Raw genomic sequence first — 18,467 nt, forward strand, 5'->3', positions numbered from 1 at the left:
TTTATGCCTTCGGAGTCTTGCGCTTGCTGCCAAAACCGTTCTCGGTGCCGTTCAAAAGGCGCTTGATGTTCGATTTGTGCTTCACAATCACGAAAAACGCCACCAGAAGGCAGGTAATCATGAGCCCGAGGTTGATATCGTCGGGCGGGAAGGGCAACTTGAGGAAGCCCATCACGGCAAAAACGCCGAGCGCGACGCACGCGCCGATGCTACCTACCGAAACATACTTCGTGCTGAACGTGAGCACCACCCAAACGCCGAGGCAAGAAAGCGCCGTAATCGGGCAGAGCGCGAGGAACACGCCGAGCGCCGCAAGCACGCCCTTGCCACCGCGGAAACCCGCGAAGCAGGTGAAGCTGTGGCCAAGAATCACGAGGATACCCGCGACAAGCGGAACCCAGTGGGAATAGTCCGCACCACCGGCAGCGACCTGGGATTCGCACATGCGCATGGCAATCCACGGGCCGAAGAAGCCCTTGAGCAAGTCCATGAATACCACAGGGAGCGCCGGCTTCCAGCCGAGCACACGGAACGTATTGGTGAGGCCCGCATTCTTGGAGCCGTAATCCCTAATGTCGAACGACTTTCCCTTTGCGAGCTTTGCTATCCATATGGCGCTGGGGATCGACCCCAGCAAGTACGCTATTGGAAGACTCAGTAAACTGTTCAAGTTCTTCATCCTTTCTGAGGGTTAACTTCTGGTCAAAATTCAGGCGCAGGGGCGCACCCTGCAGCTGGAATTCCTCGTAAAACTTCTTGAGCAAGTAACGCTTGTACGATTCGTCTACCAGTTCGGGCGTGCGCGTCTCGATAGCGATGACGGGCGGTTCCACCATCACCTGGCAAGCGCGGGTAAGCGACACCACGCGGGCGTTGTGGCTCGGGGGCGCCTTCTCTTGCAAGAAGTTCGCAAACGATTCTGCCACGCGGTCACGGCCAAGCACACGGCGGCAGTTGGCATACACCGTCTGGATGGCCTGCACAATACGGTTCACGCGCTGGCCTTCCTTGGCGCTTGCAGAAATAATCGGCACATACTCGAGCATCGGCTCGCGTTCTAGCATTTCCTTCACCATGCGGTCGAAGGACTTTTCCGTCTTGTCCGGGTAGATATCCCACTTGTTGAGCACGAGCACCAGGCCCTTGCCCGCCTTGCGGATTTCGGTAATGATGCGGAAATCCTGCACCTCGAGCCCGCGCGTGCAATCGACCATCAGTACCGAGAGGTCGGAGCGGCGGATGCTTTCGAGCGTGCGCATGTTGCTGAAGATTTCGACTTCGTCCTCGACCTTCGCCTTCTTGCGGAGGCCCGCCGTATCGGTCACCACGAACTTCTGACCATCGACAACAAAATCGCAGTCGATGGAATCGCGGGTCGTACCCGGAATGTCAGAGACCACCGCGCGGTCTTCGTTCAGCAGGCGGTTCAACAGCGTGCTCTTGCCCGCGTTCGGGCGGCCGAGAATCGCGAAACGGATGGGGCGTTCTTCCTTGCGCTCGCCACGCACCGGCGTCGGGAGAATCGAGACAACCTCGTCGAGGAGCGAGAGGCAGGCATAGCCCGTAAGCGCACTGATGGTGCGGGGCTGACCAAAACCGAGCTTCAGGAACTCGTAGCTTTCCTGTCGGTCGCCCTGCTGCTCGCTCTTGTTCGCCACAAGGATCACCTTCTTGTCGAGCTTGCGGATAAGGCGCGCGAACTGCTGGTCGAGCTTGGTAATGCCCACGCGGACATCCACCATGAAGAGCACGAGGTCGGATTCCTCGACCGCATTGAAAATCTGCGCACGGACGCTATCGGCCAGCACGTCGATGGAATCGTCGGGCAAGAATCCGCCCGTATCGACCACCGTGAACTCGTGGCCCTTGTAGTTCGCCGTCTGGTAATGCCTATCGCGGGTAACGCCGTCACGGTCAGAAACGACAGCGGCACGCCGCCCCAGGATGCGGTTGAAAAGCGAGGACTTGCCCACGTTCGGGCGTCCGATAATGCACACGACTGGTAATTTCATCGTGTGTAAATATAGAAAAATGGCGGCTAGATATTAGAACGAAGCAATTTGCTCGGCAGTGTAGCAAGCCCTACGGACATTTCTTGAAGATCCTTGCCGATGTACTCGTACAAATATACAGTTCAAGCACCCTGTTCGTGAACGACGCTTAAAATGTAGTCAATCAACATCCGCCTAGAGGTTGATGACGAAATTTGCTTTCGCATCACGGTTTTGGTATCCAAAAGAAATCCGTAGATTTTTCTATAGCCTTCCGTGGCTTGCGTATTCCAATCGGCTTCGGCGTAACCGATGTATTTGATGCCGTTGCCGTCCGGCACATTTCCCGGTAAAATAAATACGTTGAAAATCTTGTCTGGATCAAACTTGTATTTTTCCGGGCATTTATTCGTAGGTCGTGTTCGTGACTTGTCTATAAATTCAGCGTAAGTGATTTGCTTTTGTATGGAATCCGTTCCGGGGATAGAGCCATGGTCTGCGACAGAAACCTGCGAATTATCTTCGGACACATCTGCGCCGTCAATTTTCATCGCTGCGTACGAATAGTATTTAGAATCAAGAATAAAACAACGCTTAACCCCTGTGCTATCGTCAATCATTATCGTGTCGGGCCGGAGAGGTGCATTGCATTTCAACCTTTCTCCGCTCGACCACACCCACCTTGATTTAGGATAGTAGAATCTTTCCATTTCCGAGCGGCTCACCGTTCCATACACTTCGTTAACCATGCTTTCCCATACCGTATGGAAAGAATTTGTCCCGTAAGTTGCAGAACTTATTGTGTCTTCGCTGTCGAAATTCTGGATAACGTTTTTCATGTGAACGAAGAGTTCGGCGTTCTGCTCTAGATGGGTTTCCGAAATTTTTGAGTCCAGAAAACTGACGTAATAGGCCCTGTTCTTCTTGACATCCGCTTCGTTAATAAGTCCTTGATCCGGCATCGCCGCCGTATAGAGGAATCCCAATAGTTCAAATGACTTGTAAACGCAATACTTGTGCAGTTCCGTAATGAGGCGGTCCTGCTTTATGCGGCTCTTGTGGACGATAAAATCAAGGAACGCGATGCCGCGTTCAGAAACAATCGGCTTGATTCTTTTGATGGTGCCGCTCCAGGAAATTTTCCCGGGCAGGCCATCGCCCATGATTTTTTCTTTTTCGGTGTAATAGGAACCGCGATTAAGGAAGTCTTCTATCAGGAACAGGATGCTGCCAATAGGGAAATCGTGACGCAGGTCGTTCTTGTTTATGCGGCAAACCCGTTCGCCCTGCAATTTTTCGCAGTCGCTAATTTTACGAACTAGTAAAAGAATTTCGGAACGAAGGGTTGGCGTGATTTCGACGTTATCACTTGATGTAATCGAGAAACCCATAGGGAACGTCACGCATCTGGCATCAGGCGTGATATTCAAGCCGACAAAGTCCGAACCCTTTTCGGCGACAGTGATTCGCAATCCGTTCATTTACTCGTGGTTCTTTATTTCATCGTTGGCGTTTTTCAGCGATTGAGCAAAATCTTCAACAAACACCTTGTCGAACGCATCTGTACCTGTAAAATTCTCCACTACGCCGCTCAAGTTTTCGGATTTGAAAATTTTTCCGGTATCGCGCTTGAAAACATCTGCCCACAGGTATTTCAAGACCTTGTTTGCAAACTTTTTCCCATCGATTTTTTCGCCTTCGGCTTCAATAAAGAACAGTCCCAACTGCTTGTCATCGGCATTGAAAAAGTCTCCATCGGAGATTTCGCTATTTATCGCTTTGCGGAAAGTTTCCCAACGAATATCAGTATCGCCGATTTTAGACTTAGCTTGATTCTTATGGTCTTCATCATTCCATTTGCAGATATTCGGAACAAGTTCCATATCCCAACGGCGCTGGAATGCGTTATCGAGCGTAAACACATTCTGGTCGCTGGTATTCATCGTTGCGTAGATGGAAAGGTTTGGCGGGAGGCGCAGCCCCGTGCTAGACGAGAAATGGATTCCTGAAACATCAATTGATTTTGTATCGAGTTCATCATCGCCTTTTACGTCACGGATGTAAGCGTTGACATCAGCATTCATGACGAAATATTCGCTCCAGCCTTTTCCGTAATGATTTTCGAAACCATCTGTCCCGACAGGTTCCTTTGATGTATCTCCATTTTTCAGACGGTCCAGAAGTTGGAATACATCGCCAAAAATGGCTGCGGCATTTCCGCGGTTGATTTCTTCAATAACGAGGTAGAACGGTCTGCTCGGATTGTGCAAAGCCTGCTTCAAAATCTTTGCAAAAGGTCCCGGTTTGAACTTGTACTCCACAACGGATTTTCCCTGAGAGTCCTCATGAACTTCGGGAAGGATTTGACCGATAAAGTCGGCGTTGGTGTATTCGGGGTGGAATGTGGTGCGGACGACTTGATTTTCTTCGCTGAATGTCGGGTCTTTAACCTTTTCATCCTTCAGCATTGTGGTAATCGTATGGCTCTTTCCGCACCCCGGAACACCATAATAGATAATTTGGGTGGGGGTGAAATTTGGAATCGGCAATGTCTGATGACTATTTTCTAATTTATTTAGATTGTCTACAATATGATTCGCTGAATTTTCATTCACATCAGCCGTTCCATGATAAGCGACTTTGACATCGTTATCTTTTTCTGCACACTCGAAAACCTTTATCGTTTTGGATATTTCGCCATTATATGTTGTTGGAATGCGATTATCTGTATTATGCTCATTAGCCCATTTTATAATTTCTGCGGGAGAGGCTTTGATTTGCTTAAGTACTTTTGAGTATTTAAATCCAAAATAATGTACCCCAGGGTATCCATTTTCCACCCATTCTTGACGCAAAATTGTTGCCATTTTCTGAATTATTTGCTCGTTATTTAATCCATGAACAAATGATTCGTCAAAAATTGGAAATTCCAAATATTTCTGAAAATCGTATTTTTCGCGCTCTTTGATTTCCCACGAAGCCCAATCAGTCCATTCAGTTTCTGGCAACCTAAGGCTTTTCCACTGTTCTTTATTATAATTAGAATCTGCATCTACGCAATAGAAATTTAGGGTATCAAAATGGTCTACAAAAAGACCATAACATGTAAGCCTAGTGTTAAAATGTTTCTGAATTCGTTCAAAAGAATCTGAATTTTTGGTTGATAGTCCAACACTTGTATGAGGTGAATACTTTATGGAACGTCTTCCAAAATGAAACTTATTCTCGTCCTGAATTTTTGTAAACAAAAGTATGATTGGTATGTCACGAAATGTTTTTACTTCATTTTCACAACGTACAACAATCGTGTCAAACCTACTTGCCAGCTGAATTTCTTGATTTTGCGAACTCTTATAAGATTCACTCGCCGTTACAAAAAATTTTTGTTTTCCCAAAATACACGACACCTCTGCCAATGGAATGGAATTAAAAAACATTCCCTTTAACAGATTTTCATACCCTTCGGCCTTAAAGTGATACGGAGGCAAGTCTCCACTTCCTTCGTGAGATTGCCCAAGAGCAGTTTCCCAAGACGGACATTCGCCATTCCTAGGCGTGAATATCAGCGATCCTTGATCCAATCTCATAATTGCCTCCAAATGTGAGCGATTAAAATTCCGACAATGTTTACGTCCCAGCCGTTGCCTGCTCTTTTAGACAACTGCGAATACGATTGTCCGTCAAAATTGATTTCGCAATTCTTTTTATCACGAGATATATCAAAACCCATCAGACGAAATTGCTCATGAACAGACATCTTTCGAACTATTTCCTTGCCTTTGTCTTTGCCAGACTTTTTGGGAGGTTCAATAACACGAAGACTATTATGTTCAGGCTGAGTAATTGTTATGCTGTACCCATCTTTCTTGATTTTCTTGTTATACACATCAAAACACAACGGCGTTTTTACGACAAAAGAATCAATGTGATGTTTCACCTTCAAATGAGCAATTTGATCATCCGACAGATAAAGAAATTTCTCAGGGGAATTGTCTAAGAAATCTGCCATTTTCAAATCACTTTGGATTTCTGGAGGCTTTATTTCAAAGTTTTCTGGTAGTCCTCCTAACCGAGCGAACATCCAAAGGCGCTCTCTATTTTGCGGAACCCCATAATCCTTCGAGTTCAGAACAACCTTTGCCAATGTGTTTTCTTCCGTCGTGCCATATCCCATTTCAATCAAGTCTTTTACAAGTTGATCATGGATGGGCTTAAACTTTCCAGAAGTAAAGCCTTTAACATTTTCTAAAAGGATGTACTTCGGCTTTTTTACTCGACATATTCGAATGATATGTCCAAGCATTGCCCCTCGACCATAGGGATCTTCGGTTCCCAATTGCATTCCTGCGGAAGAGAATGGCTGGCAAGGAAAACCGCCTGTAAACAAATCAAAATCAGGCAATTCATTAGGGTCAATCTGTGTGATGTCGCCCCAATTCTTTATAGGGTTTCCTTTCACGTCACGATGATTCGCATCAAATAACTTCGAAGCGTATTTATCGAACTCTGAATAACCAACAACAGTGTAATCAAAATTCGTCAAAGCTTTTTTTGCTCTTTTCAATCCAAAGGATGCTCCACCATAACCAGCAAAGCCTTCAAAAACCCTGATTACATTCTTCTTCTGTCGAGTCTGGGCCATATCGCTCCGTGTTGAAAGTGAACGAGTTCACTCTCACGGGAGCGGTTCTGGCCGTTTCGCTTGGCCGGGGTGCGGACAAAAAGAAAAGGCGGGGAGCCGACTCACTCCTCGCCTAAAAGCGCGACATTTTCAAAAGAATACAATACACCCGCAAAAACCCGAGCGGATACAGTACGCCCAGGGTACACTACGCCCATGCAATCCACGGGCGATGGCGAGTCATTGTCTTATTCTTTGTGTTTGAAAGTGTCTAGTTTTCAGTCGAAGAACAAGAGCGATACTCAGCGAGCGTTCGCCCTCGTTCTTGCAGACACTTCCAAGCTTTTTCTGGATATAAAAAAGGCGTGGAGTTGAATGCACTTACCGACTGAAGGCCTAGACTGCCCGAACACAATAAGCACAAACAACTCACGCCCCAAAAGGCCGCTTGCATACAGGCAAACTGCTATTTAAACAATAGACCATGTAGCAAAACGATGCGGCAGGCATACGCCGGTCGCAGACGTGAGCGTTCGCCTTATTCTCCATGTTCGTGAAAGTGTCTAGTTTTCAGCCGGAGAACAAGAGCAAAAACTCTATTTTCATTCAAAATATAGATTATTCCGCTGTCAAAAGATGTCGCCTCGCCCGGAAGGCGAGAAAAAAGCGTAAAAACGCAGAATTCAACCGCCTGCAGGGGTCAATTTTCCTCAAAATTGCCAAAATTTCCGCGAAAATCGCCGATTGTCATAATATGACATACGAGGAATGTATATTTGTATCGAGAACACTTTACCCCGCCTTTTTTTGCTTGTAGGCGGATTGGAGTAGAAGATGGCTAGAAAGACCGAAAAAACGGATAATCTCGCACCTAATCCGCTCATGGAGTCGGGCGTAGAAAAGATGATTCGAGTCATTCGTGACAAGCAAGTGCTGCTTGACCGCGATTTGGCGATGCTTTACGGGGTGGAAACGAAGCGTATAAATGAGCAGGTAAAGCGCAATATTGAGCGTTTTCCCGAAGATTTTTGCATACAACTCTCTCTAGAGGAATCGCAACTTCTAAGGTCGCAAAATGCGACCTTAGAAAAAAAGGGGCAAAATTTAAAGGGAAAGCACACAAAATACCGTTCTTTAGCTTTTACCGAACAAGGCGTTGCGATGCTGTCTTCGGTTCTAAAAAGTGAGTCTGCAATCAAGGTCAACATCGCCATCATGCGGGCTTTCGTGCAATTGCGTCACCTTATGATGGGTAACGGAGGCCTCGTCAACCGGCTTTCAAACGTGGAAGCAAAGGATCTGGAACAGGACGACCGCTTGACAGGTCATGACGAGCATCTGCTTGACCATGACCGTAAATTTGACGAACTGTTCGAGGCGATGGACCGTGGCGAGCTCAAATCCAAGGGTTTATTTTATAACAACCAGGAGTTCGATGCCTATGTATTTGTCTGCAACCTGATTCGCCAGGCCAAAAAGAGAATTGTGCTGGTCGATAGATATGTAAACGAGAAAACCTTGACGATGATGCTCAAGCGGGAAAAAGGCGTTTCCGTGACTATTTACACCTACGACAAGAGCAAGGTTCTTGAGGTGGACTTGGCGACTTACAACGAACAATATCCCGACAGCCCGATGCAAGTCCTGCCTAGTTACGGAATGCACGACCGATTCTTGTTCATAGACGATACAGCCTACCACTTCGGGGCTTCGCTCAAGGACCTTGGCAAGAATACGTTCTTCTTTACGCAAGAAGATTTTACGTTGGACGAAGTGCTGAAGGAATCGCAGAAAATTCAGGCAGAAAAAGAAAGCTAGGCGTTACAAGGTAACAACGCAGATTAGGATTCTGCGGGCGTTACTCCAGCGTAAATCCCCGCCGGAAGTTCTCGATGAGGCAGCAGCTGATGCTCACATCGGTCTCGTATTCGGTAATGTCTTCGCGCTTGACCCACATGGCTTCGGAGAGTTCTTCTTTTTGCATATGGATGGTGTCGTCGCCATCGAGTTCAGCAGTGAAGCCCGCGATAAGCGAGTCGCTGAAGGGCCACGGCTGGCTCCCGAAATAGCGGATATTTTTCACGCGGAGGCCCGCCTCTTCCATGACTTCGCGGTGCACGGCCTGTTCAAGGCTCTCGCCCACTTCCACGAAGCCAGAAATCAAGAAAAGCCTCGGGTTCGGATTGTCGATGTTGTGGGCCATCAGGAGTTTGTCGCCATTGCGGACGGCCACAATCACGACCGGAGAGATGCGCGGGTACACGGTGTTCCTGCATTTAGGACAAACTACCGCGCGTTCCTTTTCGCTACGGGTCATCTCGCTTCCGCAGCGGCCGCAGAACCTGTTGAGCGATTCCCAGTGAGCGATGTGCGCGGCGGTAGCGCCACCCATGCGCAAGAGCGGATCGCCCATGTAGCGGTACGTGCGTGCCGGGCAAAGGACATAATCGTCCGACGCGGATTCCACCAGTTCCTTCGAAATGCTTAAATCCGCCAGGAAATACGCCGTATCGTCAATGCTGAAAAGGTAATGGCACGGGATATTCCCCTGATTGAAGTCTTCTACCCTAGGAATTTCAAAGGAATCACCGTTCTTTTTGAGAAGGCTCTTATCCCCGAAAAAGACAACAAGAAAATCCGACGGTTTCGGGCTTTGAACCCGGAACTCGTTTTTTAAAATGTGCGGGGCAATTTCGTGAATCACGGTTTATTCCAGATACGTGTACCCGTAAAGGCCGCCGCGATAGATGTTCAGGAATTCCTTGCCTTCTTGCAGGCTAATCTTCCCTTCCTTCACGGAGCGCGACACCCAGTTTTCCATGGTGCGCACAAGGGCCTTGTCGCTGAAGTTCACGTAATCGAGCACGTCTTCCACAGATTCGCCGTCAATCACCTTGTCGATTTCGTAGCCGCCCTTGTCGTTGCAAACGATATGGACTGCGTTCGTATCGCCAAAGAGGTTGTGCAGGTCACCGAGGATTTCCTGGTAGGCGCCCACGAGGTAGACCGCGATGTAGTACGGTTCGCCATTCTTGAGTTCATGCAGCGGGAGCGTGCGGCTCACATCGCCACCACGGACGAACATGTCGATCTTTCCGTCGGAGTCGCAAGTGACATCCTGGAGGGTGGTTTCTACCGTCGGTTCCTCGTTCAGGCGCTGGATAGGCATGAGCGGGAAAACCTGGTCCACGCCCCAGCTGTCAGGCAGGCTCTGGAACAAACTGAAGTTGCAGAAGTACTTCTGCGCGAGCAGGCGCGGGAGTTCGCTGAGTTCGTAAGGCGGATGGCGCAAGTCCTTCGCCAGCTGGTCCACCTTGCGCACGATGCTCCAGAACAGGCGTTCGCACATGGCGCGCGTCGGCAGGTCGTAATCGCCCACCTTGAAACCGTTCAGAACGTCATCGTTCAGCTGGATGGCATCGTGCCAGCTTTCGAGCAGGTTCTTCGGGGTGAGCCCCTTGTAGATGCCGTACAAATCCTTCAATGCATCGGGAGCGTCGTCGTCAATCTCGTGCGTATTCTCGTCGAAGAACGCCTGGCCGGCGGTTTCCAGCACGTTGAACACCAAAATGGAATGGTGCGCCGCAAGAGCACGGCCCGATTCCGCAATGATGTTCGGGTGCGGCACGTCCCCGTTTTCACAGGCTTCGTACATGGCATACACCACGTCGTTCGCGTATTCCTGGATGGAGTAGTTCACCGAGCTCGCATTGGAACTGCGGGTGCCGTCGTAATCCACACCGAGACCACCGCCCACGTCCACGAATTCAAGGCTCATGCCCATCTTGCGAATCTGCACGTAGAACTGCGAGACTTCGCGCAGGCCCGATTTGATGTGGCGAATGTTGGTAATCTGGCTACCCAAGTGGAAGTGGATGAGCTTCATGCAGTCTTCCATCTTCTCCTGCTTGATGTAGTCCAGCGCTTCTAGCAGTTCGGAACTGTTGAGGCCGAACTTGCTGTGGTATCCGCCAGATTCTTCCCACTTGCCGCTGCCGGAGCTGGCGAGCTTGATGCGGATGCCGATGTTCGGGCGCACGCCGATACGGCGAGAAAGTTCCACCACCAGGTGGAGTTCGTTCATCTTCTCGACGACGATGAAAATCTTCTTGCCCATCTTCTGCGCGAGGAGGGCAAGTTCAATGAAGTCCTCGTCCTTGTAGCCGTTGCAGATAATCAGCGAATCAGGATTGTCCATATTCGCGAGCACCGCATGCAGTTCCGGCTTGGAACCGGCCTCGAGACCGATGTTGTATTTTTTGCCGTGACTGACGATTTCTTCGAGCACGGCGCGTTGCTGGTTCACCTTGATCGGGAAAATGCTGTAGTAGCTCCCGTTGAAACCATATTCCGTGCGGGACTTGTTGAAGCACTCGTTGATCTTCTCGATGCGGCTGTCCAGGATATCCGGGAAGCGAAGCAGCATCGGGGTGGAGACGTCGCGGAGCGAAAGTTCCTGCACCAACTCGTAAAGGTCAATGTCCGGGCCGCCTTCCTTGAGCGGGTGAACCGTTGCGTGGCCCTTCTCGTTGATGTCGAAGAAGTTCACGCCCCAACCCTTGACGTTGTACAAGTCACGGGAATCGTCAATGCGCCATTTTTTCATTGCTCTGAGTCTCTCTAGTCAACGAGAACAGGGTTGAAGTTTTCCTTCCACGGGAGGCCGTACTTGGTGAGGGCTTCCATGAACGGATCCGGGTCGAATTCTTCCACGGTATGTACGCCCGGCTTGTTCCACTTGCCGGTGAGCACCATCATGGCGCCGCACATAGCCGGAACGCCAGTCGTGTAGGCAATCGCCTGGCTGCCCAGTTCCTTGTAGCATTCCTGATGGTCGCAAACGTTGTAGAGGTAGTAGGTCTTCAGCTTGCCGTCCTTGGTGCCCTTGAAAATGCAACCGATGTTCGTCTTGCCCACGGTGCGGGGGCCGAGGCTTGCCGGGTCCGGGAGGAGCGCCTTGAGGAACTGGATAGGCACGATGTCCTGACCCTGGAACTTGATCGGCTGCGTGCTGAGCATGCCCACGTCTTCGAGGCAGCGCATGTGGTCGAGGTAGCTCTGGCCAAACGTCATGAAGAAGCGGATGCGCTTGACGCCCGGGATGTTCTGGGCCAGGGATTCGATTTCTTCGTGGTGCAGCAGATACATGTCCTTCTTGCCCACTTCGTCAAACACGTATTCGCGCTTGATGCTCATGGCCGGGATTTCGACCCAGTGGCCCTTGCCGTTTTCGTCGGTGTCCCAGTAGCTACCCGGAGCAGAAACTTCGCGCAGGTTGATTTCGGGGTTAAAGTTGGTGGCAAACTTGTAGCCGTGATCGCCGCCGTTGCAGTCGAGGATGTCGATTTCTTCGATGGTATCGAACTGGTGCTTGAGGGCGTAGGCGCAGTAGGCCTGGGAAACACCTGGGTCAAAGCCGGAACCGAGCAGCGCCGTGAGGCCGGCCTTTTCAAACTTTTCCTTGTAAGCCCACTGCCAGCTGTAGTCGAAGTAGGCGCTGAAGCCCTGTTCCTTGCAGCGCTTGTCGTAGACCTTGCGCCATTCCGGATCGTCGATGTTTTCGGGCTCGTAGTTCGCCGTATCCATGTAGTTCACGCCGCATTCGAGGCAGGCGTCCATGATGGCGAGGTCCTGGTACGGGAGCGCGATGTTCATCACCAGGTCGGGCTTGTATTCCTTGATGAGCTTAGAGACATTTTCGGCCTTGTCTGCATCCACGGCGGCAGTCGTGATGACCGTCTTCGTGTTCGGGCGCAGTTCCTGTGCCAGCTTCTCGCAGTTTTCGCGGTGGCGGCTAGCGATGCAGATTTCGCTGAACACTTCGCTTGCCGTGCAGCACTTCTTGATAGCAACCGTGGCGACAGCGCCACAACCGATAATCAATGCTCTTGCCATTTTTTGTTTATTCCTCACGTTAAGAGTTAATCCATCGGGATGGCGATCCCGGTGGTGAATGTTAGCTTGATAAATTTAGGAAAAAGAAAACCGGGTTTGCAAAACCCGGTTTGAAATTGAAGTAAGAGAACGGTCTTTTTTACTTCAGCACAAAGAGTTTCGAGCTGACCTTTCCTTCGTGCTTGATTGCAAGGATGTATGTTCCGTTCGGAATACCCTCAGCACTCCACCTCACCGACTCGGCACCCGGCATGCCCCTATCCACCGAGAAGGAGGCAACCACGGAACCATTCGTTTTCATGACGGAAACATTGTAGCGACCCGGCTTGGTCACCGCAAGGCCAATCTCGTCACGAGAAATACTCATAATCTTCACGTTAGAAGCCACCGGCGACGCCACAGGCTTTTCAACCTTGATTTCTTCGCCACGCTTCTTCGCAAGGAGCCTTGCAGGATCGTTAGGCGAGTAAGCAACATGGTAGACAAAGCTATTCTGGTGGACAATCACTTCCTTCGCAAGAACCTGGCCAAAAATCTTCTTCGCGCCGGAAGGCTGTCCCAGCACGACCTTGCTATAAGGAGCGATAATCGTACCATGCCACACCGAGCTGATATCCATTTCGTTGTTGCTGTGCTGAATCAACTTGAAACCACGCGCCACCGCATTGGACATAGACTGGAAACGAACTTCAACAGACTCATTTTCCACATACTTACCACGCCAGATGACGTTGCCGTTCAGATGGAGAACCGTCTCGTAAGAAGGATGTTCGAACATAAAGGTCGAACCCGATTCGAGCTGGATATTGCCAACATAGATTTCACCGGTCCCGATGATAAGTTTACCACCGCCTTCCACCTTAAGGAATCCAAAGTTGTTATGACCTTCTTCGCCAGAAATGGTAAACGTCTCACCATTCTTGACAATCTTCTGCTGGTAGCTAATCATGCCGTCTATAGACTCGACATTCTTTTTCACTTTGAACGGCCAGGTAGCAGGATTCGGGTAGAAAATACGCTTCTGGTAGTCCGCTGCATTGCCCTGGATGGTCACGCCATAGTAATCCCTATCCGAAACAAACATAGCGACATTGCCAACCTGGGCCTTGTCACGAATAAGGACTCCGCCCTTGCTATAAATAGCCTTGACAAACGCACGAGAACCTTCGTTGACCGTATTTATCTTTCTTGTTCCTTCCGAAGCAACCTTGCAACCAAAGGAAATATTATCTTTCTTCGTCAAATTTTCATTGGGAGAGTCGAAACAAGCAACATTGTCATTGACGGAAAGGTAATCCAAGGCATAAAGTGTAACGTCATCAGGAATATCCTGCGGATCGCCCACAGGGAATCCCTGTCGAACCCACCCAGGGTCATCAAAATCCATAACCATGCTGACCGTTTCGGCATAAATCTTGTCATAGTCCGAAACTCCGTCGCCTGCCGTGCTATACTTGTTTTCGTTAGTCTTGAACCTATAGTATTCATCAAAGTCCACGACACCATCGCCATCGCTATCGAGATCAACAGGATGCAGGGCATCGGTCGTTGCAAATCCGGTCGGTGTATCATAGGTCACGTATCCCGAAAGCATTTTCTTGAGAGCGTCCCAATAAATGTACGATTCACTTCCAAAATTATCAAGATTGACAAGGTGGACCAGAGTATCATTCTTTCCATCAACCGTAAGCGCAAGGCCATCGATCAGCAGCGCATGACCACCAGCAGGCGTGCTAATAGAAATGAAAAGCGGTTTTCCCTTCTGGATATCATTACCCCTAATCAAGTTGTAGACTTTTTCGCCACTCAGCGGCTCCTTGCTTAGGTTGTGCACAACTGCATTGGCGCCATACATAATTTCGTTGATAAGCTTCGCAGAAGTTCTGTTATCCTCTCCTTCGCTCAAATTCGGCCTAAAGACACCCGTTTTCGGGTCGCCACCATCCAAGACCACCTTCGCCTTGTAAATCATCTCGTCCTGGGTCATAGCATTTTCTATGGTATTCCTGTTGCCAAAGAAATAGCTGTACATATTGAACACCGCAATGCCCCAGCAGCGACCAATAAAGATTTCACGTTCTTCGACGCCCGTGTAGAAGTGATAGTGACCATCGAACGTAGATTCATTCCAATGGAACTGATCAATCAGCGAGCCGAAGGAGGTCATCAGCATGCGTGTATCCTTGTATGCACCGTAAGATTCCACATTAAGGTCGACAAGAGCCTTGGCGGGTACATCCCTAAAGGTCGCGCTCCAAGAACTCCTGAACCTCTCTGCTTCGGTGAGGCCCTCCGTCTTTTCGTCATACATCGTCTTTGCCACAAAGCGTTCGTTCTTCTTTAGCTGGTGGTCAACAGCACGCGGCTTCGCGACGTAATTGTAAGTCAAGTCATGATCCAGTGGACTTTCCGTATATGTATAGTGAAGGGATTCTCCATCGACGCCCATGTCCCAATTAACGATGAAGTCCCTGTCAACCTTGAAGTTTCCAAAATTGTTCTTCCTCAGAAGAATGCAGAAATCCTTCGATCCCTGAGGCATATCCAGCATAACATCGAGGACGTAGCGTCCCTTGCCCGTGTCATTAAGATTTATGATGGCATTGTCAATACCCTTGATGTTCTTATCGACGCAACCGAGCGTGCGGTCAATAATGAACTTTTGCCCCTCTTCAGCAAAGAACAGGTAGGCCATACGAACCTTTCGCGTCTGATTCTCCGGGTTATTGATATGAAAATGCAAACCCGCCTGGTTTGGTATATAAGAATACTCATCCGTGATATTTGCCGTCACCTGATGAGCGAAGCCCATGGATGCACAGGCCAGCATAGTTAGAAGTTGTTTTTTCATTATTAGTCCTATGATTTTTTAACATACAACTTTGTTGTATTTAGTACAACGTTATGTGTTATTTAATAAGAGCAGAAATATAAAAAACAATTCCGGCTAAAAAACAAACTTCCACATTTATTTGTTTATAAAATTTTATTATAAGAAAAAAAATATCTTTCCACAATCAAAGCGCCATGACTGGCAGAACAAGCGCACCCCCCCTATTAGGATCTTTCTCACCAACAAATCCCTAATATCAGCCCTAAAAAAAGGCATTATCCCCCAATAAGCAACAATATGCTTGATGGAATCGGAAGCGAATACTAAATTAATCATAAACTAATCGGAGGTTTCATGAACAAAGAAGTCCTATTTACACTGTGCGCGGCTGCCGCCATGGCATCTGCGCAGACAACCGCCAACATCGACGATTTCGAAGATGGAAACGGGCTCGCAAGCACCGGAGGCAAGAACGACGCCTGGTACGCTTTCAACGACAAAAACGACAAGGGTGCTTCGTCCTACACGAACACGGAAGACGAATTTGGCCTTGTCGTTGTTTTGCCGGAAGCTGCCGCAGGCGGTTCAAAATTCGGAGCTGGCTTGACCGGCATCAAACTTGTCAAGGGCGACAACCCCTACGACCCCTACGTAACGCTCGGTTTGAACGTCGCGGGTGGCCTTTCCGGCTGTACCGCTATTTCGTACAAGTATAAGGGGGCGGGCCACAATCTGAAGGCCGTGATGGACGGCGACGAAAAAGGTGCGTTGACCGAATACAACAGGCACTCGAAAGCCATGGCGGGCAGCGCAAGCTGGAGCACGGCATCTGTCCCCGTATCGTCGCTCACCCAGGAAGATGGCTGGGGAACCACGATCCCCCTGAAGATGGCGAACGTCGTGCAGCTGGCCTGGGAAATCAAGGGCGAAGCGACAGCCGACTATCTCTACATCGACGATGTGAACTGCGCCGGCTACGTCGGTGGCGGCAGCACCACACCCGACGTTCCGAAGTCTGCCGTTGTCATCGATGACTTCGATGACGGCAACACCACAGCCGAAAAGCTCGGAAAGACCGCCTACTGGTACCTGTACAAGGCCGGCGGATCCTTCACCAACACTCAGGACGCAAACCAGTCCTGGGATATGATTGTAAAGGAAGGCACCAACTCCTATATCGAGATGAAGGGCATTTCTGGCATTACACCGGGCGACACGGCTTACCCGTCCGTCGGCATGGAAGTCGCCTTCGATGCCGGAACACTTGCCAACTGCACCGCCATCCAATATGACTACAAGGGTTCCGGACACCACATGCGCAGTTCCGTGACAGGAGTCAAGGCCGACAACGGATACGAGCACGTAGCAACCGACCAGAGTGCCGCAGCCGCCTGGAAGACGGTGACCGTCTCCACCATGGCACAGCCTGAATGGGTTGCAGATGTCGCCCCGACAAGCATCGTCGCCTTCTCCTGGGCCAAGGTTTCAAAGTTGACCTGGGTAGTCGACGAGAAACTTACCGCAGCGAATCTCGGGACCTCCCTGGCAATCGACAACGTGAAATGTGTCGGGACCTTGCCTGCCCAAGCTATCCAGGCCATTCCCGCTGTCGCAAGCGCGAGCTTCAAGGCCTCCCTCCAGGGCAATACCTTGCAGGTCGCTGTTGCCAAGGCCGGCGTCGTAAAGGTCCAGGTTGTCGACATGATGGGCGTCACTATCGAAAGCCACAGCGAAATGGTCGCCGCAGGCAACTTCGCCCATACATTCAAGGCAATGCCCAACGGTCGCTACGTGGTCCGTGTGCAGCAGGGTTCGACGGTCAAGCTCCTGAACATGCAGGTCAAGTAAACCGCACAGCCGCGCCAAACGCTGTCAAGGATATCAAACAAATTAAAAGCCCCGGTTCGTTTAGAACCGAGGCTTTCTAGTTTTTGAAAGGGATTCGATTAGCAATTTGCGCAGAGCGCATTACTTTTCGCCTCAGCCATAAAGACATGCCAGCATGTCTTTGCGGCATTCGGTTCCTAGTAATTTTCAGCAGTGACTTCGAAGAAGGACTGCGGGTGGGCGCACACCGGGCATGCAGCCGGAGCCTTGGTGCCGACGACGATGTGGCCGCAGTTGCGGCATTCCCAAACCTTGACTTCGCTCTTCTCGAACACGGCGGCAGTCTCCACGTTCTTGAGGAGGGCGCGGTAGCGCTCTTCGTGGCGCTTTTCGATGGCGGCGACCATGCGGAACTTGTTGGCGAGAGCCTTGAAGCCTTCGGCCTCGGCGGTCTTCGCGAAGTCCTCGTACATGTCGGTCCATTCGTAGTTCTCGCCATCGGCGGCAGCCTTCAGGTTTTCGGCGGTATCGCCGATGCCTTCCAGTTCCTTGAACCACATCTTGGCGTGTTCCTTCTCGTTGTCGGCAGTCTTGAGGAAGAGTTCAGCAATCTGCTCGAAGCCATCCTTCTTAGCACGGCTGGCGAAGTAGGTGTACTTGTTGCGGGCCTGGGATTCACCTGCGAAGGCGGCCTGGAGGTTCTTTTCGGTCTGGGTTCCGGCGTACTTGTTTGCCATATTGTATCCTTTTGTGAATTGTGTCTCTACATCGTAATATAGATTATTGGATTGTCCGAGAACGCCAACACACAAAAAGCGACCGGTTTTATCCGGTCGCAATGGATTTAGAATATCCAGGGTTCGAGCCTTAACAATTTACCCGTTCGCCTTCTTGAAGGCTTCAACGTTCGCCTTGAACTCGGCGAGGTATTCCTTGGCCTTCGCGGCAACTGCCTCGGGCACGTAGCCGAATTCTTTCTCGAGCACGCCAGCCGGAGCGGAAGCGCCGAAGCGTTCCAGGCCGCAAGCCTTGCCGAACCCGCCAACCACGCGGTCGAAGAGAACCGGGAGGCCGCTGGAGAGAGCGAACACCGGAGTCCAGGGCACAATCACCTGGTCGCGGTACGCCTTGTCCTGCTTGAGGAAGAGGGCCGGGCTAATCATGGAGACAACGCGCACGGCCTTGCCTTCGGCACGGAGGAGTTCGGCGGCCTGGTGTTCCAGGAGCACATCGGAACCGTTCGCGACGAGAGTGAGGTCCGGGTGGGTGCCAGCTGCGGTATTGTCGCTCACGATGTAGG

13 protein-coding genes are annotated in these 18,467 nt (G+C 50.2%); 2 read left to right on the plus strand and 11 right to left on the minus strand.

Annotated elements, in window-relative coordinates; genetic code table 11:
• Position 1 precedes the first annotated feature (1 nt).
• The 5 genes from plsY to dcm all read right to left on the minus strand — a co-directional run bounded on the left by plsY (position 2) and on the right by dcm (position 6,633).
• Positions 2–637: a glycerol-3-phosphate 1-O-acyltransferase PlsY gene (gene plsY, locus B2952_RS09690; RefSeq protein WP_290731978.1), complete on the minus strand. Its 636-nt coding sequence runs from the start codon at positions 635–637 to the stop codon at positions 2–4.
• The gene (gene der / locus B2952_RS09695) at positions 570–2,012 is read right to left on the minus strand and encodes a ribosome biogenesis GTPase Der (protein ID WP_290731981.1); all 1,443 of its coding nucleotides are present in this window, start codon (positions 2,010–2,012) and stop codon (positions 570–572) included. Before der ends, plsY begins: the two co-directional genes overlap by 68 nt.
• 122 nt (positions 2,013–2,134) lie before the next feature.
• On the minus strand, positions 2,135–3,472 hold the full coding sequence (locus tag B2952_RS09700; RefSeq protein ID WP_290731984.1) for an LlaJI family restriction endonuclease: 1,338 nt from the start codon (positions 3,470–3,472) through the stop codon (positions 2,135–2,137).
• Positions 3,473–5,578, minus strand: coding sequence for a hypothetical protein (locus B2952_RS09705; RefSeq protein WP_290731987.1), 2,106 nt, complete (start codon positions 5,576–5,578; stop codon positions 3,473–3,475).
• On the minus strand, positions 5,575–6,633 hold the full coding sequence (gene dcm, locus B2952_RS09710) for a DNA (cytosine-5-)-methyltransferase (RefSeq protein ID WP_290731990.1): 1,059 nt from the start codon (positions 6,631–6,633) through the stop codon (positions 5,575–5,577). The genes B2952_RS09705 and dcm overlap by 4 nt, the downstream gene beginning before the upstream one ends.
• Before the next feature lie 813 nt (positions 6,634–7,446).
• Here dcm and B2952_RS09715 point away from each other — a divergent pair.
• On the plus strand, positions 7,447–8,430 hold the full coding sequence (locus B2952_RS09715) for an ORF6N domain-containing protein (RefSeq protein WP_290731993.1): 984 nt from the start codon (positions 7,447–7,449) through the stop codon (positions 8,428–8,430).
• Positions 8,431–8,470: 40 nt separating this feature from the next.
• On the opposite strand, the gene nudC is transcribed toward B2952_RS09715, so the two are convergent.
• The 4 genes from nudC to B2952_RS09735 all read right to left on the minus strand — a co-directional run bounded on the left by nudC (position 8,471) and on the right by B2952_RS09735 (position 15,358).
• A complete protein-coding gene (gene nudC / locus B2952_RS09720) occupies positions 8,471–9,316 on the minus strand; it encodes an NAD(+) diphosphatase (protein WP_290731996.1) in 846 nt (281 codons plus the stop codon).
• Between the two features lie 3 nt (positions 9,317–9,319).
• On the minus strand, positions 9,320–11,218 hold the full coding sequence (gene speA, locus B2952_RS09725) for a biosynthetic arginine decarboxylase (RefSeq protein WP_290731999.1): 1,899 nt from the start codon (positions 11,216–11,218) through the stop codon (positions 9,320–9,322).
• 14 nt (positions 11,219–11,232) lie between these two features.
• The gene (locus B2952_RS09730; RefSeq protein ID WP_290732002.1) at positions 11,233–12,507 is read right to left on the minus strand and encodes a saccharopine dehydrogenase family protein; all 1,275 of its coding nucleotides are present in this window, start codon (positions 12,505–12,507) and stop codon (positions 11,233–11,235) included.
• Between the two features lie 139 nt (positions 12,508–12,646).
• Entirely contained in the window at positions 12,647–15,358 is a 2,712-nt protein-coding gene (locus tag B2952_RS09735) for a hypothetical protein (protein ID WP_290734951.1), read from the minus strand.
• A 336-nt stretch (positions 15,359–15,694) separates the two neighbouring features.
• Here B2952_RS09735 and B2952_RS09740 point away from each other — a divergent pair, with 336 nt between their 5' ends.
• On the plus strand, positions 15,695–17,188 hold the full coding sequence (locus tag B2952_RS09740) for a carbohydrate binding domain-containing protein (RefSeq protein WP_290734953.1): 1,494 nt from the start codon (positions 15,695–15,697) through the stop codon (positions 17,186–17,188).
• Positions 17,189–17,364: 176 nt separating this feature from the next.
• Here the strand turns inward: B2952_RS09740 and rbr are convergent, their stop codons facing one another.
• Both rbr and B2952_RS09750 read right to left on the minus strand, forming a co-directional pair.
• Positions 17,365–17,904: a rubrerythrin gene (rbr, locus tag B2952_RS09745; protein WP_173366184.1), complete on the minus strand. Its 540-nt coding sequence runs from the start codon at positions 17,902–17,904 to the stop codon at positions 17,365–17,367.
• 138 nt (positions 17,905–18,042) lie between these two features.
• The coding region (locus tag B2952_RS09750; RefSeq protein WP_290781596.1) for a transketolase-like TK C-terminal-containing protein at positions 18,043–18,467 on the minus strand (425 nt) is incomplete at its 5' end.

This window comes from Fibrobacter sp. UBA7003 (genome assembly GCA_002449765.1).
Taxonomy (GTDB): domain Bacteria; phylum Fibrobacterota; class Fibrobacteria; order Fibrobacterales; family Fibrobacteraceae; genus Fibrobacter.